General features: G+C 70.4%; 23 protein-coding genes and 5 tRNA genes. 15 read left to right on the top strand and 13 right to left on the bottom strand.

The window, feature by feature from the left end:
• Positions 1–122: 122 nt before the first annotated feature.
• From AB0D74_RS11875 to AB0D74_RS11865, 3 genes are all read right to left on the bottom strand, one after another.
• Positions 123–1,013: an MBL fold metallo-hydrolase gene (locus AB0D74_RS11875; protein WP_362583642.1), complete on the bottom strand. Its 891-nt coding sequence runs from the start codon at positions 1,011–1,013 to the stop codon at positions 123–125.
• A gap of 60 nt (positions 1,014–1,073) precedes the next feature.
• A complete protein-coding gene (locus AB0D74_RS11870; RefSeq protein WP_362583639.1) occupies positions 1,074–1,565 on the bottom strand; it encodes an SRPBCC family protein in 492 nt (163 codons plus the stop codon).
• A gap of 71 nt (positions 1,566–1,636) precedes the next feature.
• Positions 1,637–2,416 carry an oxidoreductase gene (locus AB0D74_RS11865; protein WP_362583636.1) on the bottom strand — a complete coding sequence of 260 codons (780 nt, stop codon included), beginning with the start codon at positions 2,414–2,416 and terminating at the stop codon, positions 1,637–1,639.
• 85 nt (positions 2,417–2,501) lie between these two features.
• Between AB0D74_RS11865 and AB0D74_RS11860 the strand changes: the two genes are divergently transcribed.
• Both AB0D74_RS11860 and AB0D74_RS11855 read left to right on the top strand, forming a co-directional pair.
• The gene (locus tag AB0D74_RS11860) at positions 2,502–2,936 is read left to right on the top strand and encodes a MarR family transcriptional regulator (RefSeq protein WP_362584226.1); all 435 of its coding nucleotides are present in this window, start codon (positions 2,502–2,504) and stop codon (positions 2,934–2,936) included.
• A 122-nt stretch (positions 2,937–3,058) separates the two neighbouring features.
• Positions 3,059–3,742 carry a DUF899 family protein gene (locus AB0D74_RS11855; protein WP_362583633.1) on the top strand — a complete coding sequence of 228 codons (684 nt, stop codon included), beginning with the start codon at positions 3,059–3,061 and terminating at the stop codon, positions 3,740–3,742.
• A 107-nt stretch (positions 3,743–3,849) separates the two neighbouring features.
• On the opposite strand, the gene AB0D74_RS11850 is transcribed toward AB0D74_RS11855, so the two are convergent.
• Positions 3,850–4,446 (bottom strand): YceI family protein, encoded by a 597-nt coding sequence (locus tag AB0D74_RS11850; protein ID WP_362583630.1) that lies wholly within the window; start codon positions 4,444–4,446, stop codon positions 3,850–3,852.
• 466 nt (positions 4,447–4,912) lie between these two features.
• Here AB0D74_RS11850 and AB0D74_RS11845 point away from each other — a divergent pair, with 466 nt between their 5' ends.
• Together AB0D74_RS11845 and AB0D74_RS11840 are read left to right on the top strand one after the other, a co-directional pair.
• Positions 4,913–6,508, top strand: coding sequence for an acyl-CoA carboxylase subunit beta (locus tag AB0D74_RS11845; RefSeq protein ID WP_362583627.1), 1,596 nt, complete (start codon positions 4,913–4,915; stop codon positions 6,506–6,508).
• 35 nt (positions 6,509–6,543) lie between these two features.
• Positions 6,544–6,744 (top strand): acyl-CoA carboxylase subunit epsilon, encoded by a 201-nt coding sequence (locus AB0D74_RS11840; protein ID WP_362583624.1) that lies wholly within the window; start codon positions 6,544–6,546, stop codon positions 6,742–6,744.
• A gap of 241 nt (positions 6,745–6,985) precedes the next feature.
• On the opposite strand, the gene AB0D74_RS11835 is transcribed toward AB0D74_RS11840, so the two are convergent.
• From AB0D74_RS11835 to AB0D74_RS11800, 8 genes are all read right to left on the bottom strand, one after another.
• Entirely contained in the window at positions 6,986–7,567 is a 582-nt protein-coding gene (locus AB0D74_RS11835; protein WP_123973912.1) for an ATP/GTP-binding protein, read from the bottom strand.
• Entirely contained in the window at positions 7,548–8,117 is a 570-nt protein-coding gene (locus AB0D74_RS11830; RefSeq protein WP_362583621.1) for a DUF742 domain-containing protein, read from the bottom strand. The genes AB0D74_RS11835 and AB0D74_RS11830 overlap by 20 nt, the downstream gene beginning before the upstream one ends.
• A gap of 96 nt (positions 8,118–8,213) precedes the next feature.
• A complete protein-coding gene (locus AB0D74_RS11825) occupies positions 8,214–8,627 on the bottom strand; it encodes a roadblock/LC7 domain-containing protein (RefSeq protein ID WP_033321188.1) in 414 nt (137 codons plus the stop codon).
• Between the two features lie 10 nt (positions 8,628–8,637).
• Positions 8,638–11,916 carry a nitrate- and nitrite sensing domain-containing protein gene (locus AB0D74_RS11820; protein ID WP_362583617.1) on the bottom strand — a complete coding sequence of 1,093 codons (3,279 nt, stop codon included), beginning with the start codon at positions 11,914–11,916 and terminating at the stop codon, positions 8,638–8,640.
• Between the two features lie 392 nt (positions 11,917–12,308).
• The gene (locus AB0D74_RS11815) at positions 12,309–12,884 is read right to left on the bottom strand and encodes an ATP/GTP-binding protein (RefSeq protein WP_046729249.1); all 576 of its coding nucleotides are present in this window, start codon (positions 12,882–12,884) and stop codon (positions 12,309–12,311) included.
• The gene (locus AB0D74_RS11810) at positions 12,865–13,263 is read right to left on the bottom strand and encodes a DUF742 domain-containing protein (RefSeq protein ID WP_019058642.1); all 399 of its coding nucleotides are present in this window, start codon (positions 13,261–13,263) and stop codon (positions 12,865–12,867) included. Before AB0D74_RS11810 ends, AB0D74_RS11815 begins: the two co-directional genes overlap by 20 nt.
• A 110-nt stretch (positions 13,264–13,373) precedes the next feature.
• On the bottom strand, positions 13,374–13,787 hold the full coding sequence (locus tag AB0D74_RS11805) for a roadblock/LC7 domain-containing protein (RefSeq protein ID WP_003973453.1): 414 nt from the start codon (positions 13,785–13,787) through the stop codon (positions 13,374–13,376).
• 9 nt (positions 13,788–13,796) lie between these two features.
• The gene (locus AB0D74_RS11800) at positions 13,797–17,702 is read right to left on the bottom strand and encodes a nitrate- and nitrite sensing domain-containing protein (RefSeq protein ID WP_362583613.1); all 3,906 of its coding nucleotides are present in this window, start codon (positions 17,700–17,702) and stop codon (positions 13,797–13,799) included.
• A 568-nt stretch (positions 17,703–18,270) separates the two neighbouring features.
• Here AB0D74_RS11800 and AB0D74_RS11795 point away from each other — a divergent pair.
• The 10 genes from AB0D74_RS11795 to AB0D74_RS11750 all read left to right on the top strand — a co-directional run bounded on the left by AB0D74_RS11795 (position 18,271) and on the right by AB0D74_RS11750 (position 24,608).
• On the top strand, positions 18,271–18,459 hold the full coding sequence (locus tag AB0D74_RS11795; RefSeq protein ID WP_362583610.1) for a hypothetical protein: 189 nt from the start codon (positions 18,271–18,273) through the stop codon (positions 18,457–18,459).
• A gap of 123 nt (positions 18,460–18,582) precedes the next feature.
• Entirely contained in the window at positions 18,583–19,368 is a 786-nt protein-coding gene (locus AB0D74_RS11790) for a fumarylacetoacetate hydrolase family protein (protein WP_362583607.1), read from the top strand.
• Positions 19,361–20,845: a glutamate--tRNA ligase gene (gene gltX, locus AB0D74_RS11785; protein WP_362583604.1), complete on the top strand. Its 1,485-nt coding sequence runs from the start codon at positions 19,361–19,363 to the stop codon at positions 20,843–20,845. The genes AB0D74_RS11790 and gltX overlap by 8 nt, the downstream gene beginning before the upstream one ends.
• A gap of 172 nt (positions 20,846–21,017) precedes the next feature.
• A complete protein-coding gene (locus AB0D74_RS11780) occupies positions 21,018–23,270 on the top strand; it encodes a hypothetical protein (protein ID WP_362583601.1) in 2,253 nt (750 codons plus the stop codon).
• Between the two features lie 27 nt (positions 23,271–23,297).
• Complete coding sequence (locus AB0D74_RS11775; RefSeq protein ID WP_362583599.1) at positions 23,298–24,041, top strand: HAD family hydrolase; 744 nt, start codon at positions 23,298–23,300, stop codon at positions 24,039–24,041.
• A gap of 91 nt (positions 24,042–24,132) precedes the next feature.
• Positions 24,133–24,204, top strand: a tRNA-Gln gene (locus AB0D74_RS11770).
• A gap of 21 nt (positions 24,205–24,225) precedes the next feature.
• A tRNA-Glu gene (locus AB0D74_RS11765) sits at positions 24,226–24,298 on the top strand.
• Between the two features lie 28 nt (positions 24,299–24,326).
• Positions 24,327–24,399 (top strand) — tRNA-Glu (locus AB0D74_RS11760).
• A gap of 21 nt (positions 24,400–24,420) precedes the next feature.
• Positions 24,421–24,492: transfer RNA gene (locus AB0D74_RS11755), tRNA-Gln, on the top strand.
• Positions 24,493–24,535: 43 nt separating this feature from the next.
• Positions 24,536–24,608, top strand: a tRNA-Glu gene (locus AB0D74_RS11750).
• A gap of 58 nt (positions 24,609–24,666) precedes the next feature.
• On the opposite strand, the gene AB0D74_RS11745 is transcribed toward AB0D74_RS11750, so the two are convergent.
• On the bottom strand, positions 24,667–25,311 hold the full coding sequence (locus AB0D74_RS11745; RefSeq protein WP_362583596.1) for a MerR family transcriptional regulator: 645 nt from the start codon (positions 25,309–25,311) through the stop codon (positions 24,667–24,669).
• Between the two features lie 101 nt (positions 25,312–25,412).
• On the opposite strand from AB0D74_RS11745, the gene AB0D74_RS11740 reads away from it, so the two are divergent.
• On the top strand, positions 25,413–25,925 hold the full coding sequence (locus tag AB0D74_RS11740) for a DUF4188 domain-containing protein (RefSeq protein ID WP_362584222.1): 513 nt from the start codon (positions 25,413–25,415) through the stop codon (positions 25,923–25,925).
• The last annotated feature ends 284 nt before the right edge of the window (positions 25,926–26,209 follow it).

The raw sequence follows: 26,209 nt of genomic DNA, 5'->3' as shown, positions 1-26,209 counted from the left end.
CAAGCGTTTGTCCTGAGCGCGGGCGTTCCACCTGGGTCTGCGGCTCCCCGACGGCAAAGCGCTCGCAGCGGTCGACGAAGGGATGCGCGGGCGGTCGTGGTTGCGTGCACAGGCCGCGCTGTCTACTCCTGGTGACCCAGTCTCACGGCCATGTTCGGGTGGCGTTCGCTGAGCGCCTTCAGGGCGAGCAGGCTTTTGATGCTGGGTTGTCGCTCCTGCATGTAGGTTCCGGGCTCGACGGCGTTGTCCCAGCCCCAGCGCGTGTGGCTGACGTCGCCGGTCATGAGTACCGGACCCGCCGCGGTGCGGGCGAGGTAGGAGACGTGTCCGGTGGTGTGCCCGGGGGTGAGGATCGCGAAGAACGAGCCGTCGCCGAACACGTCGTTGACTCCTTCGAACGGCCCGCCCGGGTCCTTGGTGAACTGGAGTTCCTGAAGCGGCGGCCGTCCGGCCAGGAGGTGGTTGTTGGTGCCCTGGGCGAACAGGTTCAGGAAGAGCGACGCCTCCGCCTCGTCGGCGCCGGTGTAGATGGGGACGTCCTTGGGAACGTCCGGGAGCCCGGAGACGTGATCGAGGTGGAGGTGGGTCATGAAGACCCCGTCAAGGGCGGCTCCCTCCGCTTCGATGATCTCCGCGGTGCTCTGCCGAGGGCGCATCTTCTCGATGCCCCCGTATTTCCTCAGCATCATCCCGACCCCCACGCCCACGGGGTCCTCCACCAGCCGCCGTGAAACACCGGTGTCGACCAGGAAGAAGCCGTACAGGGGGTGTCGCACGACGTGGGCGTAGATCTTGATGGGCTCCTTGTGGTCGGTGATCCCCGCTGCGACGGCCTTCGGATGCCTGATGTTGAGCAGCCCCGTGATCGGGGCCTCCCAGTCCGCGCCGACCGTCTCGACCTCGACCGGCCCCGGCTGGTCGATCACGGACTCCATGGCCGCCGCGCCGACCGGTGCGCCGATGCGGGCAGGCTCCGCCGCGTGGGTCGTGGCCTTGAAGGTGAGCATCTTCATGGTTGAACTCCTGTTCAGTGAGAAATGGTGTGGCAACGGTGCGAACCGTCCGGCAGCTCGTCAGGCCCGGGGCCCGTTCCAGCCGGCGTGCCGTTGCCAACCGGCGCGCTGCTCGCGGGCGTAGGCGTCGAGGCGGGCGAGTTCCTTGCCGTGGACGCGGTGCAGCCTGCGCGGCGCGATGATCCGCTCGACGAAGCCGGCGAGGCCGGTCTCGCCGTCGAAGCGGGAGGTGATGTTCACCAACGCCTGCTCGCCGTGCGGGGTCACGGTGAACGTGGTGACGAGGCCGGAGCCGCCGGTGTCGGTGTGGACCAGGGTTCGGCCCGGTTCCGGCTCGGTGACCTCCATCCGCAGCTCCCGGACGCCCCCAGCGAAGTCGATCTTGAATCGGACGACGTTGCCCGTGCCCACGCCGCCCTCCTCGGCCCGGAAGTCGTAGAAGGGGGGCGGCAGGAACCGGGAGTGCAGTCGCGTGTCTGCCAGGTACCGGTGGACCTCGTCCGCGGGGGAGTCAACAGTGCGCTCGGCGGATGCGACGACGACGTGAGCCATGGGTCTGACCTCCGTGTTTGTGGTGTGAAGTGCGGGATTCCGCCTGCCGCCGGGGCGGGGTCGAAGGTGGTTCAGACCGTCTTGATGGTGCCGCCGTCGATGACGTAGTCGGCGCCGGTGATGTTGCCGGCCACGTCCGACAGCAGGAACGCGACCAGCGCCGCGACCTCCTCGGGTTCGCTCATGCGCCCGGTGGTGATGTTCTGGGACCTCGCGATCTGCTGGACGAAGTCGGCGAGGCCGACGCCCGCGGCTGCGGCCAGCTGGGCGACCGGGCCGTTGGGGTCCTCGTAGACGGTGGTGCGGACCAGGCCGGGGGAGACGGTGTTCACACGCACGCCCCGGGGGCCGAACTCCTCGGCCAGGGACTTGCCGAGCGCGGTGACCGCCGCCTTGACGGCGCTGTAGCTGGCCGGGATGCCCACGGGCAGGCGGGCGACGGTGGAGGAGATGTTGACGATCGCCCCGCGACGCTCGATCAGGCTGGGCAGGGCCGCGCGCGTGGCGCGGACGGTGGCGAGCACGTTGATGTCGAACATGCGGGTCCACTGGGTGTCGTCGGCGTCGAGGAAGCCCATGACGGCCTCGTCCCCGCCGCCCACGTTGTTCACCAGCAGGTCGATGCCGCCCAGTTCGGCCAGCGCGCCGTCGATGAGGGCGGCGACGCCTTCCGCGGTGCTCAGGTCCGCCGACACGGCATGGGCGCCGGTGTCCTTCAGTTCGGGCGTGATGGTGCGGGCGGCGCCCACGACGCGGACGCCTTCGTCGATCAGGGTCCGGACGGTGGCGAGTCCGATGCCGCGGCCGGCGCCGGTGACGACGGCGGTCCTGCCCGTGAGGTCGAGGTTCATGAGGCGTCTCCGATACGTATGACGTGAATGATTAAAGCCATACCTATCATGGGTTGAAGCAGTTTGCTAGCCTGGAGCCATGGCGATGACGGAGGCGCAGGCGGAAGCGCAGTGGGAGCTGGGCAAGCTGGTCCACGACCTGGACATGCAGAGCAACGCGCGCATGCGCGAATGGGTCTCGGGGCTCGGTCTGACCGTCGCGCAGGCCTCGGCCCTGCGCGAGATGACCGGCCCGATGACCATGCGTGAGCTGGCCGGGCGGATGAGCTGCGAACCGTCCAACGCCACCGTCGTGATCGACAAGCTGGAGGGCCTGCGGCTGATAGAGCGCCGTCCCCACCCCACCGACCGCCGGGCCAAGCAGCTCGTCCTGACGCCGGAGGGCGCCGGGCTGCGGGAGCGGTTGCTGACGGTCCTGACGGAGGAGCCCCTGTTCACCGGCCTGACGCAGGACGAGCAGGACGCGTTGGAGGGTCTGCTCAAGCGGGCTCTTCACCGCGCGGAGACACTCCAGGCCTGACGGCCTGGGCCCGTGGGGAAGCGGTGCCGGTCGGCCTGGCGCGGATCCACGGAGGTGAGTGAGCCGGGTGGCCGTCCTAGACTTGAGGGTCCGGGAGGGGGATCCCGAGCCGGGAGGACGCGATGGCGCGGCAGACCAGGCTGGCCGGGGAGTCCGAGGACTATCTCGGCGCGCGTGAGGAACTGCGGCTGGCCGAGATCGAGCTGATGCGGCACCGGGAGGAGGTCGCGGCCCGGCGCCGGTCGCTCCCGCAGGGGCCGCCCGTCGACGACTACGTCTTCCTGGAAGGCCCCTCCGACCTCGACGCCGGTGACGCCCCGGTCCGCGAGGTCGCGTTGAGCGAGCTGTTCTCCGCGCCCGAACGGCCGCTGATCGTCTACCACTTCATGTACGGCAAGCTCCAGACCGGTGCCTGCCCGATGTGCACGCTGTGGATCGACGGCTACAACGGCATCGCCCACCACGTCACCCGCAACGCGGACTTCGTCGTCGCCGCGGCTGCCGACCCGCCCACCCTGCGGGCGTACGGCCGCGACCGCGGCTGGCACGGGCTGCGGCTGCTCAGCTGCGGTGACAGCACGTTCAAGTACGACCTGGGCAGCGAGGACGAGGACGGCGCCCAGGACTCCACGGTCTCCGTCTTCACCCGCGACGGCGACGGCACGGTGCGGCACACCTACTCCGCCCATCCCCGCATGGCCGACGACATCCAGGAGCGCGGCATCGACCTGCTCACGCCCGTCTGGCACCTCCTCGACCTGACCCCGCAGGGGCGCGGGGACTGGTACCCGACCGTCGACTACTAGGGCCGGACCCCGCAGGACCGCCCGGACACGGCGGAGCGCCGCCCTCGGGGGAGTGGAGGGCGGCGCTCAGCGGGCGTGGTCGGGGCCGGCGGTCCGGCGCCGCGGGGTCACGCGTTCTTGATCGCCGAGATGTCGAAGTTCAGCTTGATCTTGTCGGAGACGAGGACGCCGCCGGTCTCCAGCGCCGCGTTCCAGGTGACGCCCCAGTCGGAGCGCTTGATCTCGGCCTTGCCCTCGAAGCCGACGCGCTCGTTGCCGAACGGGTCCTTGGCGGCGCCGTTGAACTCCAGGTCGATGGTGACCGGCCGGGTGACGCCGAGGATCGTGAGGTCGCCGGTGATGCGGTAGTCCTCGCCGCCGAGGGCCTCGGCCTCGGTGGAGCGGAAGGTCATCGTGGGGAACTCGTCGATCTTGAAGAAGTCGGCCGACTTCAGGTGACCGTCGCGGTCGGGGCTGCCGGTGGTGATGCTGTCCATCGTGATGTCGAGGGAGGCCGTGGACTTGGACGGGTCCGAGCCGTCCAGGTGCAGGGTGCCCTCGAACTCCTGGAAGCTGCCCTTGACGTTGGTGACCATCGCGTGGCGGGCCACGAAGCCGAGCGTGGTGTGCGCCGGGTCGATCGTGTAGTCGCCGGTCAGCGCGGCCGTGTCGGCGGTGGCGCCGGCGGCGGTGGTCTCGTCGTTCTTGCGGCCGAAGATGCCCATGAGGTGCTCCTTGAGGGGACGGGTCGCGACTTCGTAGCGGTGCGTGCAGCGGTGTCTGCGGAAGGCGCGGCCTTGATGTTTAACGTTCAACGAACTCAACGAGAGACACCGTAGACCCATTCCCTTCAACCTTCAACATCATCGACCCGCGTGTCACGCCCCTTACGCACCGTAACCTCGCGTCGCTCGATGTCGCGCCGGGACCCGCTGGGGGGAGCCGCTAGGCTCTGTGTGGGTGAACCGCCGTCCGGAGGCCTGTGTCACTCCGCGGGTGGTATGGACCGCCGGTGAATGTGAGGCGCATCTCAGCCCCGCCTTTGTGGCACCCCTACAACGGCGAAGCCCCCTGAGCAGTCGGAACGGCTGCATGCCGTTCTGGTTCTGTTCAGTGGTTCCAGGAAAACGCGTCGGAGACTGTACGGAGTCGACGTCTCGCATTCCTTGGTGTCCTTCGTAAGGTCGCTACATGACCGTTTTGGAAGAGACGACGGGCGAGCCCACCGGTGAACCGACGGACGCGCGCGGGCGGGTCGCCGAGCTGCACGAGATCCGTGCGGCGGCCGTGGCGGGCCCCAGCGAGAAGGCGACCGAGGCGCAGCACGCCAAGGGCAAGCTGACGGCCCGGGAGCGCATCGAGCTGCTCCTGGACCCGGGTTCCTTCCAGGAGGTCGAGCAGCTGCGCCGGCACCGCGCGGTCGGCTTCGGCCTGGAGGCCAAGAAGCCGTACACCGACGGTGTCATCACCGGCTGGGGCACGGTCGACGGCCGTACCGTCTTCGTCTACGCCCATGACTTCCGGATCTTCGGCGGCGCACTGGGCGAGGCCCACGCCACCAAGATCCACAAGATCATGGACATGGCCATCGCGGCCGGCGCGCCCCTGGTCTCCCTCAACGACGGCGCCGGCGCCCGGATCCAGGAGGGCGTCTCGGCCCTGGCCGGCTACGGCGGCATCTTCCAGCGCAACACGAAGGCGTCGGGCGTCATCCCGCAGATCAGCGTGATGCTCGGTCCGTGCGCGGGCGGCGCGGCCTACAGCCCCGCCCTCACCGACTTCGTCTTCATGGTCCGCGAGACCTCGCAGATGTTCATCACGGGCCCGGACGTCGTCAAGGCGGTCACCGGCGAGGAGATCACCCAGAACGGCCTCGGCGGCGCCGACGTCCACGCGGAGACCTCCGGCGTCTGCCACTTCGCGTACGACGACGAGGAGACCTGCATCGCGGAGGTCCGCTACCTCCTCTCGCTCCTCCCGCAGAACAACCGCGAGAACCCGCCGCGTGTCGAGTCCACGGACCCCGTCGACCGCCGCAGCGACGTCCTGCTCGACCTCGTCCCGTCGGACGGCAACCGGCCGTACGACATGACCAAGGTCATCGAGGAGATCGTCGACGACGGCGAGTACCTGGAGGTCCACGAGCGCTGGGCGCGGAACATCATCTGCGCGCTGGCCCGGATCGACGGCCAGGTCGTCGGCATCATCGCCAACCAGCCCCAGGTCCTCGCGGGCGTCCTGGACATCGAGGCGAGCGAAAAAGCTGCGCGTTTCGTTCAGATGTGTGACGCTTTCAATGTTCCGATCGTCACATTCCTGGACGTACCGGGCTTCCTCCCCGGTGTCGACCAGGAGCACGGCGGGATCATCCGGCACGGCGCGAAGCTCCTCTACGCCTACTGCAACGCGACCGTGCCCCGGATCTCCCTGATCCTGCGCAAGGCGTACGGAGGTGCCTACATCGTCATGGACTCCCAGTCGATCGGCGCCGACCTCACGTACGCCTGGCCGACCAACGAGATCGCGGTCATGGGCGCCGAAGGTGCCGCCAACGTGATCTTCCGCCGGCAGATCGCCTCCGCCGAGGACCCCGAGGCCATGCGGGCCCGCATGGTCAAGGAGTACAAGTCCGAGCTGATGCACCCCTACTACGCGGCCGAGCGCGGCCTGGTCGACGACGTCATCGACCCGGCCGAGACCCGCGAGGTGCTCGCCAAGTCGCTGGCGATGCTGCACACCAAGCACGCCGACCTGCCGTCCCGTAAGCACGGCAACCCCCCGCAGTAATCCTGCGGAAACCTCTCTCACGGAGACTGACACCCATGAACGTGCCTGACATCCGCGTCGAGAAGGGCAATGCCGACCCGGAGGAAGTCGCCGCCATAACGGCGGTCCTCCTGGCCCGCGCCGCCGCCCGGCCGACCGCCGACACCGAGCAGCCCCACCACCGCCACGCCAAGGCCGCCTGGCGCCGACTGGAGCGCGAGAACGGCTTCCGCGCCCCGCACAGCTGGCACGGCTAGGCTGCGCCGCTCAGCCGACAGCAGGTACAGAGAAGGGCCCCTCTACTCAAGAGGGGCCCTTCTCCGTGTGCGCCAAGGGCTGTCGGCCGCTTCGGCACCGCCGGACACCGCCGTCGCGGCAAGCACCGTTGCGGCGGAGAAAAAGAACCGCGCCCCCGAAGGGGCGCGGGGAACTGCGCGACCAGCCACAGACCACCCGTGGTCGGCGAGCGACCGGTCGTGGCAACCCGGTGGCCGGAAGCTACCGCAGCCGGGCCATCAGAGCGTGCTCGACCAGAGTGATCAGCGCCGACTTCGCATCGGCACGATGCCTCGCGTCGGTCGTGATGATCGGGGTGTCGGGCCCGATCTGCAGGGCCTCGCGGACCTCTTCGGGGTTGTACGGCTGGCTGCCGTCGAAGCCGTTGAGGGCCACGACGAACGGCAGGCCGCTGTTCTCGAAGTAGTCGACCGCGGGGAAGCAGTCGGCGAGACGCCGGGTGTCGACCAGGACGATCGCGCCGATGGCGCCGCGTACCAGGTCGTCCCACATGAACCAGAAGCGGTCCTGACCGGGGGTGCCGAACAGGTACAGGATCAGGTCCTGGTCCAGGGTGATGCGGCCGAAGTCCATGGCGACCGTGGTGGTCGTCTTGTCCCCGGTGTGGGTGAGGTCGTCGATGCCGGCAGACGCGGACGTCATCACGGCCTCTGTGCGCAGCGGGTTGATCTCCGAGACGGCACCGACGAACGTGGTCTTGCCCACGCCGAAGCCGCCCGCCACCACGATCTTCGCGGAGGTGGTGGAGCGGGAAGGACCGCCGCTAGAGCTTGCGAAGTCCACTGAGCACCCTTTCGAGCAGTGTCACGTCTGGCTGGCCACCGGCGTTCTCGTCGCCGCCGGGCTGATGGATGGCGACCAGGCCCGCCTCCGCCAAGTCGGCGACGAGGATCCTGGCCACGCCGAGAGGGATCGACAGCAGGGCCGAGACTTCGGCCACCGACTTGATCTCCCGGCAGAGGTTGCAGATCCGCTGATGCTCGGGCAGCTGGCCCTGCATCTGGTGCGGCTGCGCGGTGGTGTGCACCAGCGCCTCGATGGCGAGCTGGTACCGCGGGCGAGTCCGGCCGCCGGTCATGGCGTACGGACGCACCAGGGGGCTGCTGGCCCCCGAGGCCGGCGCCGGTTCGGGGCGGCGCTGCGGCTGTACCGGCTGGATGCGCGGCGCCGGCGGCTGGTCGTACGGCGACGGACCGGGGCCCTGCGGGGCGTACGGCTGCCGGTGGCTGGGCGTGGAGGGGAAGTTGTACCGGTTCCCGGAACCGTCGCCCTGGCCCTGCGAAGGCCCGTACGACCAGTTGCCGTTATTAGAACCGCCTGGGGGTGTTGCCACTTTCTCTCCTCCTCCGACCGTGCCGGGCACCCATCCTTGTGGAGCCGCGTCCCGAAACCTTACGGCCCCCGGACGCGAAAACGCACCGTCTGACTATTAGTTGAGAAGGCTTCCCTGGAGTTCCGCACGCAGATCCGGGGTAAGAACCGTGCCCGCACGGTCCACCAAAAGGGCCATCTCGTACCCAACCAGGCCGATGTCGGCCTCCGGGTGGGCAAGGACCGCGAGCGACGAACCATCGGAAATGGACATGATGAACAGGAACCCCCGCTCCATCTCCACAACCGTCTGATTCACGCTGCCGCCCTCGAAGATCCGGGACGCGCCTGCCGTCAGAGACGTCAGACCGGAGGCGACGGCCGCGAGCTGGTCGGCGCGGTCGCGGGGGAAGCCTTCGGACATCGCCAGAAGGAGTCCGTCGGCGGAGACCACCACGGTGTGGGACACCCCCGGGGTGTTGTCCACGAAGTTGGTGATCAACCAGTTCAGGTTCTGTGCCGCCTGGCTCATCGGGCTCACACTAACGCTCCTGGTTGTAGGTGCTGTCAGGACCGAAGCCCTGGCCGTTCGTTTCACTGCCTGCGCTGCGTCCGCGCTGGACGCCCCGACGCAGGTTGCTCAGCCTGCCCCGGACGTCCTCCGGGGCGCGGGAGACCTGTGGGCCTCCCTGGGGGGTGCTCGCGGCGGCTCCCTCGACCAGGTTGGCCTTGGGCACCCGCCTCGGCAGGCCGGAGGAGGTGACCCCGCCCGCCTTGGGCTTGCGCAGCGCCGAGGCCTGCTGCCAGCGCGCGTCGTTCTGCGAGCGCCAGGAGTCGTCGCCGGCCGGCTCGGGAGCCGAGGCCGCCGGGGCCGGAGCCGCCGGTGCCGCGGCCGGAGCCTGCTGCATGGGACCCGCGCCGTTCGAGCCGCCCGTGCCGCCGCCGACGGAGCCCCGGCGGGGCAGCCCGGCGTCGGTCAGCTGGTGGCCGTTGGAGGGGGCCGGTCCCGGACGGTCGAAGCCTACGTGGTTCCGCTCGTCCACGGCACCGGCCTGCGCCGACTCCGCCTGGGGAGCGTACTGGGCCGGGTAGCCGTTCGTGTAACCGTCCTGCTGCGGCCAGTCGTCCTGGTAGGGCTGCTCGCCGAAGGCCGGGAGGGCATCCGCGGCGGCGGCCGGCGCGGCTGCGGGCTCCTCCTGGGCCTGCTCCGGATAACCGGGCTCCGGGTAGCCGCCGCCGACGGAGAACGGGTCGGCGGAGAACGTGTCGTTCTGCGGCAGACCGCCGTTCGGCGCGTAGTACTGCTCGTCGTACCCGCCCTGCGGCTGCTCCTGGTACACCGGCTGCCCGTCGTAGCCCGTGGGCTGCTCCTGGAAACCCGTACCGTTCGTGTCGTAGCCCTGCCGGCCGCTGTCGAACTCGTCGGTGTAGGCCGGGATCTCGGCGGTCTCCTGAGGCGCCTGCGGGGACTGTGCGGCCTGCGGGGGCTGCGCCTGGGCCTCCAGGGCCGCACGGCGCTCCTCGCGCATCAGCGAGCGGCCCACGGGGTCCAGGTCGCGGATGTCGTCGGGGACCTCGATGTAGCGGCTGTCGTCGAAGCCGAGCTCGGCCGCCGTACGCATGGGCTGGAGCTGCGGCTGGGCGAAGTTCTCGGCCTGGAACTGCTGCTCCGGGATGATCTGCGAGACGGTGAACTCGTCGCGGTCCACAGGCTGTTCGCCGCCACCGCCGTGCGTGATCGCGTCCGGCAGCATGACCAGCGAGGTGGTGCCGGCCTGCTCGCCCGAGGGGCGCAGCTGGACCCGGATGCCGTGCCGGTCGGAGAGCCGGCCGACCACGAAGAGGCCCATGCGCTGGGAGATCGCGGCGTCCACGGTCGGCGGGTTGGCCAGCTTGTGGTTGATGTCCGCGAAGTCCTCGGCGGTGAGGCCGATGCCCTTGTCGTGGATCTCGATCATGATGCGGCCGTCGGGGAGACGGGTCGCCGTGACGCGGACCTTGGTCTGCGGCGAGGAGAACGTGGTGGCGTTCTCCAGGAGCTCGGCGAGCAGGTGCACGAGGTCGGTGACCGCGCGGCCGTGGATCTCGGCCTCCGGGACGCCGGAGAGCTCGATGCGCTCGTACTGCTCCACCTCGGAGGAGGCGGCGCGCAGCACGTCGACCAGCGGGACCGGTTGGTCCCAGCGGCGGCCGGGCTCCTCGCCGGCGAGGACCAGGAGGTTCTCGCCGTTGCGGCGCATACGGGTCGCGAGGTGGTCCAGGCGGAAGAGGTTCTCCAGCTGGTCCGGGTCGGCCTCGTTGTTCTCCAGGTCGGTGATCAGGGTCAGCTGGCCCTCGATCAGCGACTGGTTGCGGCGCGACAGGTTGGTGAAGATCGCGTTGATGTTGCCCCGCAGCAGGGCCTGCTCGGCGGCGAGCCGGACGGCCTCGCGGTGGACCTGGTCGAAGGCGCGGGCGACTTCGCCGATCTCGTCGGTCGAGGTGATCGGGATCGGTGCCACCCGGGTGTCGACCCGGCCCGGGTCGGTGCGGGAGAGCTGGTCGACCAGCATCGGCAGGCGCTGCTCGGCGATGCCGAAGGCGGCGTTGCGCAGCTGGCGCATCGAGCGGGACATCTGGCGGGCCACCATGCCGGCCAGGATGAACGCGGCGAGCAGCGCGACCATGACCGCGGCACCCGTGATGAAGGCGTCCGTCTTCGCGTTGTCCGCGATGTCGGAGGCCTCGCTCACCGCCTTGTCGGCCATGTCCGACTCGATCGTGCGGTAGGCCTGGTACTTGAGGGTGTTGACCGTCCACCAGTTGTCGGCGGTGATGCCCTGGGTGGCCAGCGCCTGGCGGGTGCCGGGGTCGGTGTCCTTGAGCGTCGCCAGCGCCGAGACCATCGCGTTGGCACCGGACGGCGGGGCCACGTAGTTCGGGTCCTTGGCCTTGGCCTGCTGGACCAGGGCCGCGCCGTCGGTCTTGATCTTCTTCTCGAGGTCGGTCAGCTTCTGCGCGTCCGCCTCGGTACCACCGCCGATGTACTCCTCGACGGCGATGCCCTCGAGGTAGGCGTACGAGGAGAGGGCGACCCGCTGGCTGGCCAGGTTGCCGGCGTCCGGGCCGGGCTTGACCAGCAGGTGCATGCCGATCGACCGCTCCAGCGACAGGGCCGCCTTGGTGAGCGAGATGGCGTAGACGGTACGGCCGTAGGAGGTGATGTTTCCGGTGCCCAGACCGAGCTCGTTGGCGAACTCCATCAGCGGGTGGGCGACCTGGGTGTAGCCCTCCTCCGTCTTCACACCGCCGAGCTTGCTGGTGTACGCGGCGGCGCGCAGGCCCGTGAGGGTGGGCTCCGCCTCGCGGAACAGCTTCAGCCGGCGCTCCAGGCCCGGCTTCTGCGGCATGTTCTGCGCCGCCGCGTCGAAGGCGTCGGCGGCCTTGTCGGTCGCGGCGCGGGCCTGGGTGACGGTCGCCTTGCCCTTGTTCAGGAGCAGCGGTGCCGCACTGACGTCCCGCTCGTTGTACAGGGCGTCGCCGTAGGTCAGGGCGGCGCGGACCAGGCGCGCGGTGTTCTCCGCGTCACGGGCGTCCTGCCAGGTGTCGATGGAGCTCTTCACCTGGAAACCGCCCATCACGAGGCCGACGGCCACGGGTATGAGCAGGATCGCGTTCAGCCTGGTCGGCACGCGCCAGTTCCGCGGGGAGAAACGGCCGCCGCTCTTCGCGGGCGCGGCCGGTGGTTCCGCGGCTGGCACAGGGGTGGGCGCCGCAGCGCGCGGCGGCGGGGTGAAGTTGCCCCGTGCCGACGGCTCGGGACCGTTCTTGCTTCGCCTCACTCGACCAACAACCTCTCGGCGGCGGGCACCTGTCGTCGTGCCGCAGTCTCTCAGAGCCCGGTGTGTCTCAGACCACTACTCAGTACGTCTTTGACTAATGGGCAGTTCAGGCATTCCAGCACGGGGGCCGGTGCACTTCCAAACAGTCCATTGGGGCAGAGCGCACGGATGTAAGCCCCAGATAAAACGGTCATAAAGAGCGAGCCCCGCCAAAAGGCGGGGCCATTGTGAGCGCAGCGGCACCGCGTGACCGCGACGCGTGGCGATACCACTGGATTCCTCTGCCGAAACGTTATGAACACCGGAGCCGACCGTGTCAAAGGCCACAGCCGGCTCCGGTTTCCTTACGACAACTGCCGTACGCGACGACGAACTTGGCTACGGCGCAGTGGCTACCGCAGGCGCGCCATGAGGGCGTGCTCCACCAGCGTGATCAGCGCGCTCTTCGCGTCGGCGCGGTGCCGGGCGTCGGTCGTGATGATCGGCGCGTCCGGTCCGATCTGCAGCGCCTCGCGCACCTCTTCGGGTGTGTAGGGCTGGTGTCCGTCGAAGCCGTTGAGGGCGATGACGAACGGCAGACCGCTGTTCTCGAAGTAGTCCACCGCCGGGAAGCAGTCGGCCAGACGCCGGGTGTCCACGAGCACCACCGCGCCGATCGCACCGCGTACCAGGTCGTCCCACATGAACCAGAAACGGTCCTGGCCGGGCGTGCCGAACAGGTACAGGATCAGGTCCTGGTCGAGCGTGATACGGCCGAAGTCCATGGCCACCGTGGTGGTGGTCTTGTCCCCGGTGTGCGTCAGGTCGTCGATGCCCGCCGAGGCGGACGTCATCACGGCCTCCGTGCGCAGCGGGTTGATCTCGGAGACCGCTCCCACGAAAGTGGTCTTGCCGACGCCGAAGCCGCCCGCCACCACGATCTTCGCGGAGGTGGTGGCCCGGCCTCCGTCAGAGCTTGCGAAGTCCACTGAGCACCCTTTCGAGCAGCGTCACGTCAGGAGCGCCGCCGTTGTTCTCGTCGCCGCCCGGCTGGTGGATGGCGACCAGGCCGGCCTCGGCGAGGTCGGCCACCAGGATCCGGGCCACACCGAGCGGCATGGCGAGCAGTGCCGAGACCTCGGCCACCGACTTCACCTCGCGGCACAGGTGGCAGATGCGCTGGTGCTCCGGGAGCAGCCCCATGAGCGCTGCCGGGTCGGCCGTGGTGCTGATCAGCGCCTCGATGGCGAGCTGGTAGCGCGGCCGGGTCCGGCCGCCGGTCATCGCGTAAGGACGTACCAGCGGCTGGTCGCCCTCGTCCCCGTACGGCTCCGCGTACGGATCATGAGAGGCGGTGGGCGGGGTCATCGTTCCTCCGGGCGGGACAGCAAGTCGGTCGGGCTAGCCGTCGGACGTGGCCGGTGGGGGGATTGTGGCGGCCGGACGGTGATTTGGTGAGGCGGGTTGGATCCGGGCTGTCAGTGGAGCAGACTGCCTTGCAGTTCGGCACGCAGGTCGGGCGTGAGCACCGCGCCCGCGCGGTCGACCAGGAGCGCCATCTCGTAGCCGACGAGGCCGATGTCACACTCCGGGTGGGCCAGGACCGCGAGGGACGAGCCGTCGGAGACGGACATCAGGAAGAGGAAGCCGCGTTCCATCTCGACGACCGTCTGCGCCACGTTGCCGCCCTCGAAGATCCGGGAGGCCCCGGCCGTCAGCGAGGTGAGCCCGGACGCGACGGCCGCCAGCTGGTCGGCACGGTCGCGTGGGAAGCCTTCGGACATCGCCAGAAGGAGGCCGTCGGCTGACACGACGACGGTGTGGGACACACCTGGGGTGTTGTCCACGAAGTTGGTGATCAACCAGTTGAGGTTCTGTGCCGCCTGGCTCATCGGACTCAACTAACGCTCCTGCTGGTGAGTGGGGCTCGGGAAGGTGCCGGTCTGCGGGCCGGTTCCGGCCTGTCGACCCTGTGCGATACCCCGACGGAGATTGGTCAGCCGGCCGCGAACGTCATCAGGCGAACGCGAGACCTGCGGACCCGCTTGGTGCTGTTGCTGCTGTGCCGTGCCCGGGACGAGGTTCGCCCGGGGGACCCGGCGCGGCAGACCGGAGGTGGTGACGCCGCCCGCCGCCGGCTGCCGTACACGCTCCGCCTGCCGGACGAGGTCGTCGTTCGGGGAGGTGCGCCAGGTTGCCTGGGCGGGACGCTGGGGGGCCGCGGCGGCGGGCGCCGGCGGCTGGGTGGGCACCGGCGGGATCGGCGGGACCGGTGCCGAGCCGTTGCCGTTGCTGTGGGGGTGCTGCTCCTGCTGGCCGCCGTGGAACCAGTTGGTCTCCAGCGTGTCGTACAGCGGGGTACGGCCGTCACCGGGACCGGTGGCCGGCGGCAGCGCCTCGGGCTCCTGGCGGACCGGCGGCGCGGACGGGACCGGCGGGCGCTGCGGCGCGCCGAAGTCGAGGCCGCGGCCGTTGGTCCCCGGACGCTCGAACTGGCCCGTACCGTTCTGGCCGTTGCCGTTCTGGCCGTTGCCCGCGTAGCCGTTCTGCCGACCGGGCAGGGAGTGCTGCCCGGTGGAGCCGCCGTCGTAGGACGGCGTAGCGAACTGGCCGGTGGAGCCGTTGTCGTAGGCCTGCGGCGCGGCGAACTGCCCGGTGTTCTGGGAGCCGCCCTGCGGTCCGGCCGGCGTGCCGAAGACGTCGGAACGCACGAACTGGCCGTTGTCCTGCTGGCCGTTGACATTGGGCCGCGGGAACGACCCCGTGTCGTGCTGGCCGTTCACGTTCGGGCGCGGGAAGGAACCGGTGTCCTGCGGGCCGGTGGTGCCCGGCCGCGGGAACGACCCCGTGTTCTGCGAGCCGTTCGGCGCGTTGAAGTCCGGGCGCGGGAACTCGCCGGTCGACGGAGCCTGCGGGATCGCCGGCATCTGCGAGGTGGCGCCGAAGTCCTGCCGGTCGTCGATGCGGGGCATCGGCGCGGTGTGGGCCGGGTCCTGCTCGTCGTGGCCGCGCGGGGTGTCCAGCGAGGCACGGGAGAGCGGCGGCTGGGCGTTGTCGTCGCTCCAGCTGGGGCGGCCGGCCGGCGGGTTGGCGCCGGGCAGCTCGGCCCGCGGGCCACCGCGCGGCGGCAGCTGGGGCTGACGGCCCTGGTCGGAGGGGTTCGCGGAGCGCTGCGGCGGGACCGGGGCGCGGTTGCCGAAGGCGTCCTGGCCGCCGAAGGAGTCCTGCGCGTTGCCGAACGCGTCCTGGTTGCCGAAGCCGCCGGCACCCGTGTTCGGCCGGCCCTGCGAGCCGCGTCCGCCGCCCTGCTGCGTACCGGGACGGCCGCCGTTCGGGCCCGCGCCGGGCAGCGCGGCCCGGGGACCCTGGCCGGCGCCGACCTGGCCGCGCGGAGCCGCACCGGCACCGAGCAGTCCGCCGCCGGAGGGGGCGCCGGAGCCGAGGGAACCGCCGCGTCCGCCGGCCGCGGGGGCACCGCCGCCGAGCGCCGGGGCGGGGGCACCCGCGCCGAGCGGACCACCGGCACCGCCCTGGCCGTTGCCGCGACGGGCGGCTGCCGCACCGGCCGCGGCCTGCGCGGCGGCCGGGCCGCCGGACGTGGCCGGGGCACCGGGCTTGCCGGGAGCGGGCTTCCTGCCGCCCTGGGCGACGTCGACCGGGAGCATGACCAGCGCGGTCGTGCCACCGGAGTCGGACGGCCGCAGCTGGATGCGGATGCCGTGCCGCTGCGACAGACGACCGACCACGAAGAGGCCCATGCGGCGGGAGACGGAGACGTCCACGGTGGGCGGCGAGGCGAGCCGCTCGTTGATCGCGGCGAGGTCCTCGGGAGAGAGGCCGATGCCGGTGTCGTGGATCTCGATCAGGACGCGGCCGTCGGGCAGCGCGTGACCGGTGACCTTGACCTTGGTCTGCGGTGAGGAGAACGAGGTGGCGTTCTCCAGCAGCTCGGCGAGCAGGTGCACGAGGTCGTTGACCACGCGGCCGGCCACTTCGGTGGTCGGCACGGCGGCCAGTTCGATGCGCTCGTACTGCTCCACCTCGGACGCGGCGGCGCGGAGCACGTCGACCAGCGGGACCGGGCGGGTCCAGCGTCGGCCGGGCTCTTCACCCGCGAGGACCAGAAGGTTCTCACCGTTCCGGCGCATACGGGTCGCGAGGTGGTCGAGCTTGAAGAGGGAGGACAGCTGGTCCGGGTCGGCCTCGCGGGACTCCAGTTCGGAGATGAGCGAGAGCTGACGCTGGATGAGGCCCTGGGAGCGGCGCGAGAGGTTGGTGAACATCGCGTTGACGTTGCCCCGCAGGAGGGCCTGCTCGGCGGCGAGGCGGACCGCCTCGCGGTGCACGTCGTCGAAGGCCGCGGCCACCTGGCCGATCTCGTCCCGGGAGTGCACACCGACCGACTCCACGGACGTGTCGACGTCCTGCGGGTCGGACTCGGAGAGCTGCTTGACCAGCTCGGGCAGGCGGTCCTGGGCGACCTTGGTGGCGGTCTCCTGGAGGCGGCGCAGCGAGCGGATCATGGAGCGGGCCACGATGAAGGCGCCGACCAGCGACACACCGAGGACGAGCAGGATCAGCGCACCGGAGATGATCGCCGACTGCTCGGAGGAGTTGCGCAGCTCGCGCGCCTTCTGCTCCATGTCCTCGAGCAGCGTGTGCTCGATCTTCTGCATCTGCTCGATCTTGGTCGAGCTGTCGTCCACCCAGTCCAGGTACGAGCGCTTGCTGAGCTCGTTCAGACCGTTCTGGGCGCCGAGTGCACGCTTGGCGTAGGTGTCGGCGGCCTCGATCGTCGGGTTGTTGCCGTCGATCGGGCTGAGCAGGTCGGCCGCGTTGCCGGCGTAGATCTTCCGGAAGATCGTCAGCTCGGAGGTCTCGCTCTCCTGGGCCGACTCGCCGTACAGGCGGTCGTTCTCGGAGAGGTCGCCGGAGCTGGTGCCGTTGGCGGGCAGGGCCGCGGCGATGACGGCACGCTGTACGGACGCGTACTCCTTGGCGGTGGAGAACGCCGCCAGGGCGCGGGTGCGCTGGATCATCTCCGGGTTGCTGGAGGCCTGCGCCATGTCCTGCGAGAGGTCGATCAGCTGGGTGATCAGCCGGTGGTAGGCCTCGACCGTCTGGGTCGAGTTCTCCTTCTGCTGGAAGGCGTCCTTGCGGATCTTCGCCAGGTCGTCCAGCTGGCCGGCCAGACCGACGAGGCTGTCGCGGACGCCCTGGAGCTGACCGTTCTTGCTCGCGGTGTCGATTTCCTCGGAGGCGTTGAGGAAGTTCTCGCGGGCGCGGTCGGTCTGGTCCTCGAGGCCCTTGACGGCGGAGCTCGTGGGCGAACCGTTGTGCGCCAGCGGACCGGCCGTCTTGTCACGCTCGGTCTGGAGCGCGGTGGCCAGCTCGGTCGCCTGCGTGGTCATGTCCGTCAGCAGCTGCATGTTGTCGAGCTGCTGGATGGAGTCGAGTGACTGGTTGATGCGCACCGCGCCCAGCGTCGTCGCCGCCACCACGGGGAGCGCGAGCAGCGACACCAGGCGCGTGGAGATGCGCCAGTTGCGCAGGGCTATGCGCGAGCCCGCGCTGGACGGACCCTGCGTGGGCTTGACCGGCGGAGTCGGAGTCGGAGTCGCGGCCGGCTGGGGGCCCGAAGACGCCGACACGGCGGGGCGCCCGGAGCGCTCACCGCCGTCGCCACCACCGCCGGCCGGGGCCGGGCCCGGGTTCTGGGCGTGCTGGGGCGAGGAACCGCGGTCGGTCCCGCCGTGCGCCGCCGGCTCAGCCGAAGCGCTGCCATCCCTCTTGAAACGTCCCTGCACTAGCGTCGCAACCTCTGGACCAGGCGCCCCTCCGGGAACGGAAGGACACGGTGTCGGCGTTGAACGGGGAGCGCCCTGAATGCGCACCCTGTTGGTCGTGAGTGTGACCGGCGCTGGCTCCCCCTGTCTCGCCGCCACTCGGCGCTGCGTTGCGCCCTCTGCGCGCCGGCTCGATCCTGCGGCGGTCCGTGGAATTCCAGCACAGTGCCGGATCTCCAACAAGGGCCGCGGACCGAGCTGTGACCTCTGTGACAGCGTGTGAGTGACACGTTACGAGATGTGGAAGTCGATCGCGTACATAAAGGGCGTATCCCTGTCAGTCGCCGGTGTGCGGGCCGTGTCCCAGTCGCCATGATCAGGAGCGGAATGACAGGTTCAGTTCGCCAATGTCCGTTTCGTTGCGGTGAGTTGTCGGCCTGATATGACCGCTTTGCCCCTGGCGCCGTGAGCAAACTCACATGCGGATCAAGGCCTCTTCGCCGCTTCGGCCGGGAATTCGATGTTTAGCCTGGCGCTTTACAACAGGGAAGTCTCTGCCAACCCACACACGACGGGGTCCTGTACAACCGTGAAGACGACGATGATGTTCCGCAACATAGCCAACCCCCGGCGCACCACCCTCGCCCACCTCAAGGACGCCGAGGAACTGCAGACCCCCGAGCTGCCCGAGCACTCCCTCGATCTCCCCTCCCAGACCGCCAACCCCCGGCGCACCATCCTCATGGACGTCCCGGCCGGGACCTCGGTCGCGGAGTAGTACGGCACCCGCCCGCCGATCACTCACCCACCCGGCGACCGGGTTATTCCGCGGCGGCCACCCCTCACCACGTTAGCCTGGGGCGTCAGACTCCAGCCGGTTCAGTGAGGGGCGCAGGATCCCGTGCGCATCGCCAGATTCTCCATCGACGGGAACGTCGCCTTCGGCGCGGTCGAGGGCGACAAGCAGGACGAACTCGTCCTCGACATCATCAAGGGCATTCCGTTCACGGACTTCGAGCTCTCCGGGACCAAGGTCCCGCTGAGCAAGGTCCGTCTGCTCCCGCCGGTGCTCCCCAGCAAGGTCGTCGCCTACGGCCGCAACTACGCGGAGCACGCGAAGGAGCTGGGCAACGAGGTCCCGGACGCCCCCTTCGCCTTCTTCAAGCCGTCCACCTCGGTGACCGGCCCCGGCGACGAGATCCAGTACCCGTCCTTCTCCCAGGACCTCCACCACGAGGCCGAACTGGCCGTGGTCATCGGCCGGCTGTGCCGCGAGGTCCCGCGCGAGCGCGTGGCGGACGTGATCTTCGGCTACACCTGCGCCAACGACGTCACCGCCCGGGACGTCCAGAAGCGCGAGAAGCAGTGGGCCCGGGCCAAGGGCTTCGACACCGCCTGCCCGCTCGGCCCCTGGGTGGAGACCGACCTCGACCTCGCCACCGCGTCCGACCTGACGATCCAGCTCACGGTCAACGGCGAACAGCGCCAGCTCGGCCGGACGAGCGAGATGATCCACTCCATCGAGGACCTGATCGTCAACATCACCGAGGCCATGACGCTGCTCCCCGGCGACGTCATCCTCACCGGCACCCCGGCAGGGGTCGGCCCCCTCAGCGTCGGCGACGAGGTCGCCGTCACCATCGAAGGCATCGGCACTCTCACCAACAAGGTTGTCAAGCGTGGCTAGCGCATCCGGCACTCCCGTCCGCGTACGTTTCTGTCCCTCGCCCACCGGTAACCCCCACGTGGGCCTGGTCCGCACCGCCCTGTTCAACTGGGCGTTCGCCCGGCACCACCAGGGCACGCTGGTCTTCCGCATCGAGGACACCGACGCGGCCCGCGACTCCGAGGAGTCGTACGACCAGCTGCTCGACGCGATGCGCTGGCTGGGCTTCGACTGGGACGAGGGCCCCGAGGTCGGCGGCCCGCACGCGCCGTACCGCCAGTCGCAGCGGATGGACATCTACAAGGACGTCGCCGCCAAGCTGCTCGACGCCGGCCACGCCTACCGCTGCTACTGCTCCCAGGAGGAGCTGGACACCCGCCGCGAGGCCGCCCGCGCCGCCGGCAAGCCGTCCGGCTACGACGGCCACTGCCGCGACCTCACCGCCGAGCAGGTCGAGGAGTACAAGGCCCAGGGCCGTACCCCCATCGTCCGCTTCCGGATGCCCGACGAGACGATCACCTTCACCGACCTGGTCCGCGGCGAGCTGACCTTCACCGCGGAGAACGTCCCGGACTACGGCATCGTCCGCGCCAACGGCGCCCCGCTGTACACGCTGGTCAACCCGGTCGACGACGCCCTCATGGAGATCACCCACGTCCTGCGCGGCGAGGACCTGCTCTCCTCCACCCCGCGCCAGATCGCCCTCTACAAGGCGCTGACCGAGCTGGGCATCGCCCAGCAGACCCCGGCCTTCGGCCACCTGCCCTACGTGATGGGCGAGGGCAACAAGAAGCTCTCCAAGCGCGACCCGGAGTCGTCCCTCAACCTCTACCGCGAGCGCGGCTTCCTCCCCGAGGGCCTGCTCAACTACCTCTCCCTGCTGGGCTGGTCGCTCTCCGCCGACCAGGACATCTTCTCGATCGGCGAGATGGTCGCGGCCTTCGACATCGCGGACGTCCAGCCCAACCCGGCCCGCTTCGACCTCAAGAAGTGCGAGGCGATCAACGCCGACCACATCCGCATGCTGGACGTGAAGGACTTCACGGAGCGCTGCGCCCCCTGGCTGAAGGCGCCCTTCGCGCCCTGGGCCCCGGAGGACTTCGACGAGACGAAGTGGGAGGCGATCGCCCCGCACGCCCAGACCCGCCTCAAGGTCCTCTCGGAGATCACCGAGAACGTCGACTTCCTGTTCCTCGCCGAGCCGGTCGAGGACGAGGCGTCCTGGACCAAGGCGATGAAGGAGGGCAGCGACGCCCTTCTCGCCACGGCCCGCGAGAAGCTGGAGTCGGCCGACTGGACCTCCGCCGAGTCCCTGAAGGAGGCCGTCCTGGCCGCCGGCGAGGCCCACGGCCTCAAGCTCGGCAAGGCCCAGGCCCCGGTCCGGGTCGCCGTCACCGGCCGCACGGTCGGCCTGCCGCTCTTCGAGTCCCTCGAGGTCCTGGGCAAGGAGCGGACGCTGGCCCGCATCGACGCGGCGCTGGCGAAGCTGGCCGCATAGGTACGCGCGCGTAGGCAGGGGCGGCGGCCGGGGCACCGGCCGCCGCCCCGCACGTGTTTCCCGGCCGTCTCCCGGAGTTCACCTGGGCGGCCGAGTCCCGCTTCCTGAGTGCACGTTGGATGTTTCCTGTGCGCATGATGTGCATGCGCGGCCGGTGCAGGGGGTGGGGGACGTGACCCGTTCACGAGACGAAGTGATCCGTTCGCGAAGACTGGCCACGGCCGTCGTCGCCGCAGCGGCGGCGCTGACCTGCGTCGGAGCGACCTCACCCGCGCAGGCCGGGCCCGTGGACGTGCCGCCGCCGGCCGGCTTCGTCACGTTCCGGACGGAGGAGCCGACCGTCGTGTCCTACATGTGGGCGGGGGCTTCCGGGTTCCAGTGGGAGCCGCGGACCGCCGCGGGCCCCGGGACCTGGGTCGACTACCCGGGCTTCGTCCCGCCCGCGCACGCCGGCCCGGACGACCTGGCCACCGGCACCGACGTGGTCAGCACGTGGGACGAGGGCGCCCAGGTCACGCAGCGGCACCGCTCAACCGGCGTGACGGCCACCGTCACCGTCCCGGCCGGCCAGACCTACCGGACCACCTCCGGCTGGAGCGTGCTCACCCAGGACGCCTCCGGCACCCCGCACGTCCTGCGCGCCGCGGCCGACGGCTCCACCACCGACCTCCCGGTGACCGGACTCCCCGCGGGCGCCGTGCCGACGGGTTACATCCCGGGCGGCTCGGTCCGCCGGGCCGCCCTCGTCTACACCCTGGACGGCACGACCTCCGTGGGCCTCGTGGACCTGGGCGACGGCACCTTCCGCAGCTATGTCACGGGGGTGGCCGCCGATCCGCAGGTCCGCTTCAACGACCGCTGGCTGGTCGCCGACTGGAGGTACATCCGCGTCGACGCCGCCCCGGACACCCAGCCCGGCGTCGTGCCCGTCCGGGGCGCCGAGACGGTGGCCGTCGTCGGTGACCAGCTTCTGATCGGCAACCCGACCGTCGTCTACGGCGGCGCCGAGCCCGCGCTGACGGCCCGCTCGCTGACCACCGGCGAGACCGGCACCGTCCTCGCGGACTCCTCCGGAGGCATGGCCCCGACCCCGGACGGCGGGGCGCTCGCCACCGCCGGCACCTCCAACGTCGACTGGAACATCTACCGCATCACCCCCACCGCGGCCGGCGGCACCGCCACCCGGAAGGCGGCCCCGGCCCCGCCCGGACAGGAACGGGTCGAGGGGCTGGCCATGGCCGGGGGCGAGCTGTTCCTCGACGGCAGGCAGAGCCGCGGCCACCGGATCTCCGGCTTCGCGCTGGACGCCTCCGGTAGCCCGGTCGGCTCCCAGGCCCCGCGCAGCCCCGTCCTGCCCGACGTGACCTGCCTCCCGGGCGACACCGCCTGCCCGCAGCTGGAGGCGCTCGGCGACGGCACTGTCGCCGTGCTGTCCACCGATCCCTCCGGCCACGAGAACCTGCTGCGGACCGGCCTCGACACCGGCTCCTCGTCGAGCGTGGACACCGGCGACTCCGGCGGTCGCATCGCCGGCGGCACCGGCCGCTACGTCCTCTACAACGGCGGTACGCCCGGCGTGCAGCAGATCGAGGACTTCCCGCGCGGCGCCACGTCAGGAAAGACCGCGCTCACCCGGAACCGCACCACCGCGGCCCTGTGGGGCCAGGTCCTGTGGACGCCCGGCAGCGCCAAGGGGTCGATCACCGGCCACGACCTGAAGACCGGCAGGACCACGACGACCGTCGTCACCGGCGGCCGGTGCGTGCCCACCGACATCCAGGCCGTCAACAGCAGGCTCTACTGGAGCTGCGGCCCGTCCGGCCCGGCCGGGGTCTACGACCGGGCGGCGAAGCGCAACATCTCCGTGCCCGCCGGCCGCTCCCCGGCCCGCCTGGGCGACGGCTTCCTGGTGCGCGAGAACCGGACCACGCACCAACTGCTGCTCACCGACGTCCACACCGGTACCGCGAAGACGCACGTCGTGGCCGTGCTGCCCTCGACCGATCTGAACACCGGCGCGAGCAACGGCCGTTGGGCCGTGGACCGGTTCGGCGGCCAGATCGCCTACCTCGGCAGCTACGAGAGGGTGTGGATCGTCCCCAGCCGCGTGCCCACCTCACCGCTCGCCCAGATGGACGCGCAGGTCTACTCGCCGTCCGCCGTCACCAGGTCCGCGCCCTGGTCCCCGGTGTGGCAGCTGAACAAGCCGTCCAGGTGGACCCTGACCCTCGCCACCCCCTCGGGCACGGTCCGGCGCACCCTGACCGGCGCCTCCACGGGCGCGGCCGTCCGCCCGGCCTGGGACGGCAGGACCGACAACGGCGGCGTGGCCGCGACCGGCAGGTACACCTGGAAGCTCACCGCCCGTCCCCGCGACGGCCAGGGCCGGACCCTGACCCTGACCGGCCGGATCACCCTGGGCTGACGGCACCCGCGGAGTACGGTCGGTGTCATGACGATCAGGGCCGTGGTGTGGGACGTGGACGACACCCTCTTCGACTACACGAGCGCCGACCGCGAGGGCATGCGGGCGCATCTGGCGGCGGAGGGGCTGCTCGCCGGCTGGGGGAGCGCGGAGGCGGCGCTGGTGCGGTGGCGCGAGATCACCGACCAGCAGTGGGCGCGGTTCTCGGCGGGCGAGCTCTCCTTCGAGGGCCAGCGCCGCGACCGGGTCCGGGTGTTCCTGGAGAGTGAGCTGACCGACGCCGAGGCCGACGACTGGTTCCGCCGGTACCTGACGCACTACGAGGCCGTCTGGGCCCTCTTCCCGGACGTCCTGCCCGCCCTGGACGCCCTCGCGGCCGGATACCGGCACGCCGTGCTCTCCAACTCCAGCCTGCACGTCCAGGACCGCAAGCTGCGCACGCTCGGGGTGTACGACCGCTTCGAGGCCGTCCTCTGCGCGGCCGAACTGGGCGTCTCCAAGCCGGCCGCCGGTGCCTTCCTGGCGGCCTGCGCGGCGCTGGAACTCGCCCCGCACCAGGTCGCGTACGTCGGCGACCACCCGGAGATCGACGGGCGCGGCGCCGCCGACGCCGGGCTGCTGTCGGTGTGGATCGACCGCCCCGGGCTGTCCACCGGCGCGGCCACCAGGGCCGACACTCCCGCCGGCCCGCACCGGATCGCCTCCCTCGCCGAACTGCCCGCGATCCTCCGCGCCGATACCCGTTTTGGAGCCCCGTCCACCTTCAGGTAATGTTCTTCCTGCGCCGCCGGGGAGCGGGCCGAAAGGCCGGAACCGGAGGCGCGAAACTAGAACAAGATCCCCTCAGGGGCTTGCGTTCCAGTGGCCTATGGTGTAATTGGCAGCACGACTGATTCTGGTTCAGTTAGTCTTGGTTCGAGTCCAGGTAGGCCAGCTCGCAGAGCTCATCTGCAAAGCCCCCGTTGTGTAGCGGCCTAGCACGCTGCCCTCTCAAGGCAGTAGCGCCGGTTCGAATCCGGTCGGGGGTACGGAGATCTTCCACGGATGATCGCTAGGGCCCCCGTTGTGTAGCGGCCTAGCACGCCGCCCTCTCAAGGCGGTAGCGCCGGTTCGAATCCGGTCGGGGGTACGAACTGGTCTAAACCATCATTGGTCTATGGTGTAATTGGCAGCACGACTGATTCTGGTTCAGTTAGTCTTGGTTCGAGTCCAGGTAGACCAGCTCGGATCTGCAGCGTTGTACATCGAACGTCTGTAAGATCCACGCCCCCGTTGTGTAGCGGCCTAGCACGCCGCCCTCTCAAGGCGGTAGCGCCGGTTCGAATCCGGTCGGGGGTACGCGATGAAGGCCCTCCGCTTCGGCGGGGGGCCTTCTTTCTGTCGTCCCTACGGCGCCCTATCCGAAGCCGTAGCGCCGGGCCGACTCCTCCTCCTGGGCCAGCCGGTGCAGGGCCTGCAACATCGGCTCCACCAGCACCGCGCTGGCCACCGCGGCCTCCGCCTTCTCCTCCTCCGACGGCTGCGTCTCCATGAAGTCCAGATCGGCGACGGCCGCCTGGTACATCAACTTCGCGCGCGGTACGAGGAGTTCGGCGTCCCAGTCGTAGCCCAGCCGGCGGAACGCGGCCAGCGCGACCACCAGCCGGCGGTACGCGGGGGAGATCGTCGTCAGCTGCCTGGCGTTCGCCCAGCCGAGCGTGTCGAGCAGGGTGCGGGCCTCCCGGTGCGCGGCCCGTACGTACTCGTCGTCCTCGTCCGGCTCCGGCAGCTGCGGCAGCGCCCAGAGTGCGGCGCCCACCCGGATCGTGCGGCCCAGCGAGTCGTCGTCGACATGCCCGAGCACCTCGCGGACCGTCGCCACGGGGATCCGGCCCACCTGGATCATCGCCCGCACCAGCCGCAGCCGCCGCAGGTGCTCCTCGTCGTACTCCGCGGTCGTGGCGTTGACCTGGCGGCCGGGCGGCAACAGCCCCTCGCGCAGGTAGTACTTGATCGTCGCGACGGGCACCCCGCTGCGCTCGCTCAACCGGGCAAGCCGCATGTCTTGCGCGCCTCCTTGGTAAGTGCCACTATCCAAGCATCCACAGAAGGATAGTGTCGCTATCCGACAAGGCTCCGGGGGTGTCGCTCCACATGGTCTCCATGTTCGCCAAACCGATTCCGGGCCGTACGACCGCTGCCCGCGAGGGCGATGCGGTGGTCCTGCTCATCGGCATGCGCATCAACCACTTCTGGGCGGTCCACCAGTGGGTCCCGGTCATGGTGTCGATGTTCCGCATGCTGGCGGAGCTGGCGCGGGACCCCGGCCGGGGGCTGCTCGGCCGCATCCTGCTGACGGCGTCGCCGCGGACGTACTACGTCGTCCAGTACTGGGAGTCCAAGGAGAAGCTGTACGCGTACGCGAGCGAGGTGGGCCTGCTCCACCACAAGGTGTGGGGCGCCGTGAACCGCAAGGAGAAGGCGGGCAAGCTGCACGCCCACGTGGGCCTCTGGCACGAGACGTACGTAGCCCCCGAGGGCTCCTACGAGTCGATCTACTTCGACATGCCGAAGTTCGGCCTGGGCGCGGCGAGCGGGGTGGTGCCGGTGGAGAACCGGGGCCGCTACGCGAAGGACCGCTTCGCCCACAGAAGCGTCCGCAACAGCGCTCCGTAAGGGGCACGGGAAACTGCGCGACCAGCCGCGACGGTGTCGCGGACGGCTGACGGCCGGTGGCCGCGCGAAGGGTTGCTTCGCCTGTCGATCGGGCTTGAGTGCAGCGCCCTGCCAGGGGCGCGGGGAACTGCGCGACTCGCCGCGGCGGTGTCGCGGACGGCTGACGGCCGTTGGCGGAGCGAAGGGTCGCTTCGCCTGTCGATCGGGCTTGAGTGCAGCGCCCTGCCAGGGGCGCGGGGAACTGCGCGACTCGCCGCGGCGGTGTCGCGGACGGCTGACGGCCG

Origin of the sequence: Streptomyces sp. NPDC048278 (assembly GCF_040652195.1) — a bacterium.
GTDB lineage: Bacteria > Actinomycetota > Actinomycetes > Streptomycetales > Streptomycetaceae > Streptomyces.
The sequence above is the reverse complement of the archived record's forward strand: the minus strand, read 5'-3'. Positions and strand labels throughout refer to the sequence as shown.

Bases quoted from the DNA above. Each gene is read 5' to 3' on its own strand.
- AB0D74_RS11875 (WP_362583642.1), bottom strand. From the start codon at position 1,013: ATGAAGATGCTCACCTTCAAGGCCACGACCCACGCGGCGGAGCCTGCC.
- AB0D74_RS11870 (WP_362583639.1), bottom strand. From the start codon at position 1,565: ATGGCTCACGTCGTCGTCGCATCCGCCGAGCGCACTGTTGACTCCCCC.
- AB0D74_RS11865 (WP_362583636.1), bottom strand. From the start codon at position 2,416: ATGAACCTCGACCTCACGGGCAGGACCGCCGTCGTCACCGGCGCCGGC.
- AB0D74_RS11860 (WP_362584226.1), top strand. From the start codon at position 2,502: ATGACGGAGGCGCAGGCGGAAGCGCAGTGGGAGCTGGGCAAGCTGGTC.
- AB0D74_RS11855 (WP_362583633.1), top strand. From the start codon at position 3,059: ATGGCGCGGCAGACCAGGCTGGCCGGGGAGTCCGAGGACTATCTCGGC.
- AB0D74_RS11850 (WP_362583630.1), bottom strand. From the start codon at position 4,446: ATGGGCATCTTCGGCCGCAAGAACGACGAGACCACCGCCGCCGGCGCC.
- AB0D74_RS11845 (WP_362583627.1), top strand. From the start codon at position 4,913: ATGACCGTTTTGGAAGAGACGACGGGCGAGCCCACCGGTGAACCGACG.
- AB0D74_RS11840 (WP_362583624.1), top strand. From the start codon at position 6,544: ATGAACGTGCCTGACATCCGCGTCGAGAAGGGCAATGCCGACCCGGAG.
- AB0D74_RS11825 (WP_033321188.1), bottom strand. From the start codon at position 8,627: ATGAGCCAGGCGGCACAGAACCTGAACTGGTTGATCACCAACTTCGTG.
- AB0D74_RS11810 (WP_019058642.1), bottom strand. From the start codon at position 13,263: ATGACCCCGCCCACCGCCTCTCATGATCCGTACGCGGAGCCGTACGGG.
- AB0D74_RS11805 (WP_003973453.1), bottom strand. From the start codon at position 13,787: ATGAGCCAGGCGGCACAGAACCTCAACTGGTTGATCACCAACTTCGTG.
- AB0D74_RS11775 (WP_362583599.1), top strand. From the start codon at position 23,298: ATGACGATCAGGGCCGTGGTGTGGGACGTGGACGACACCCTCTTCGAC.
- AB0D74_RS11745 (WP_362583596.1), bottom strand. From the start codon at position 25,311: ATGCGGCTTGCCCGGTTGAGCGAGCGCAGCGGGGTGCCCGTCGCGACG.
- AB0D74_RS11740 (WP_362584222.1), top strand. From the start codon at position 25,413: ATGTTCGCCAAACCGATTCCGGGCCGTACGACCGCTGCCCGCGAGGGC.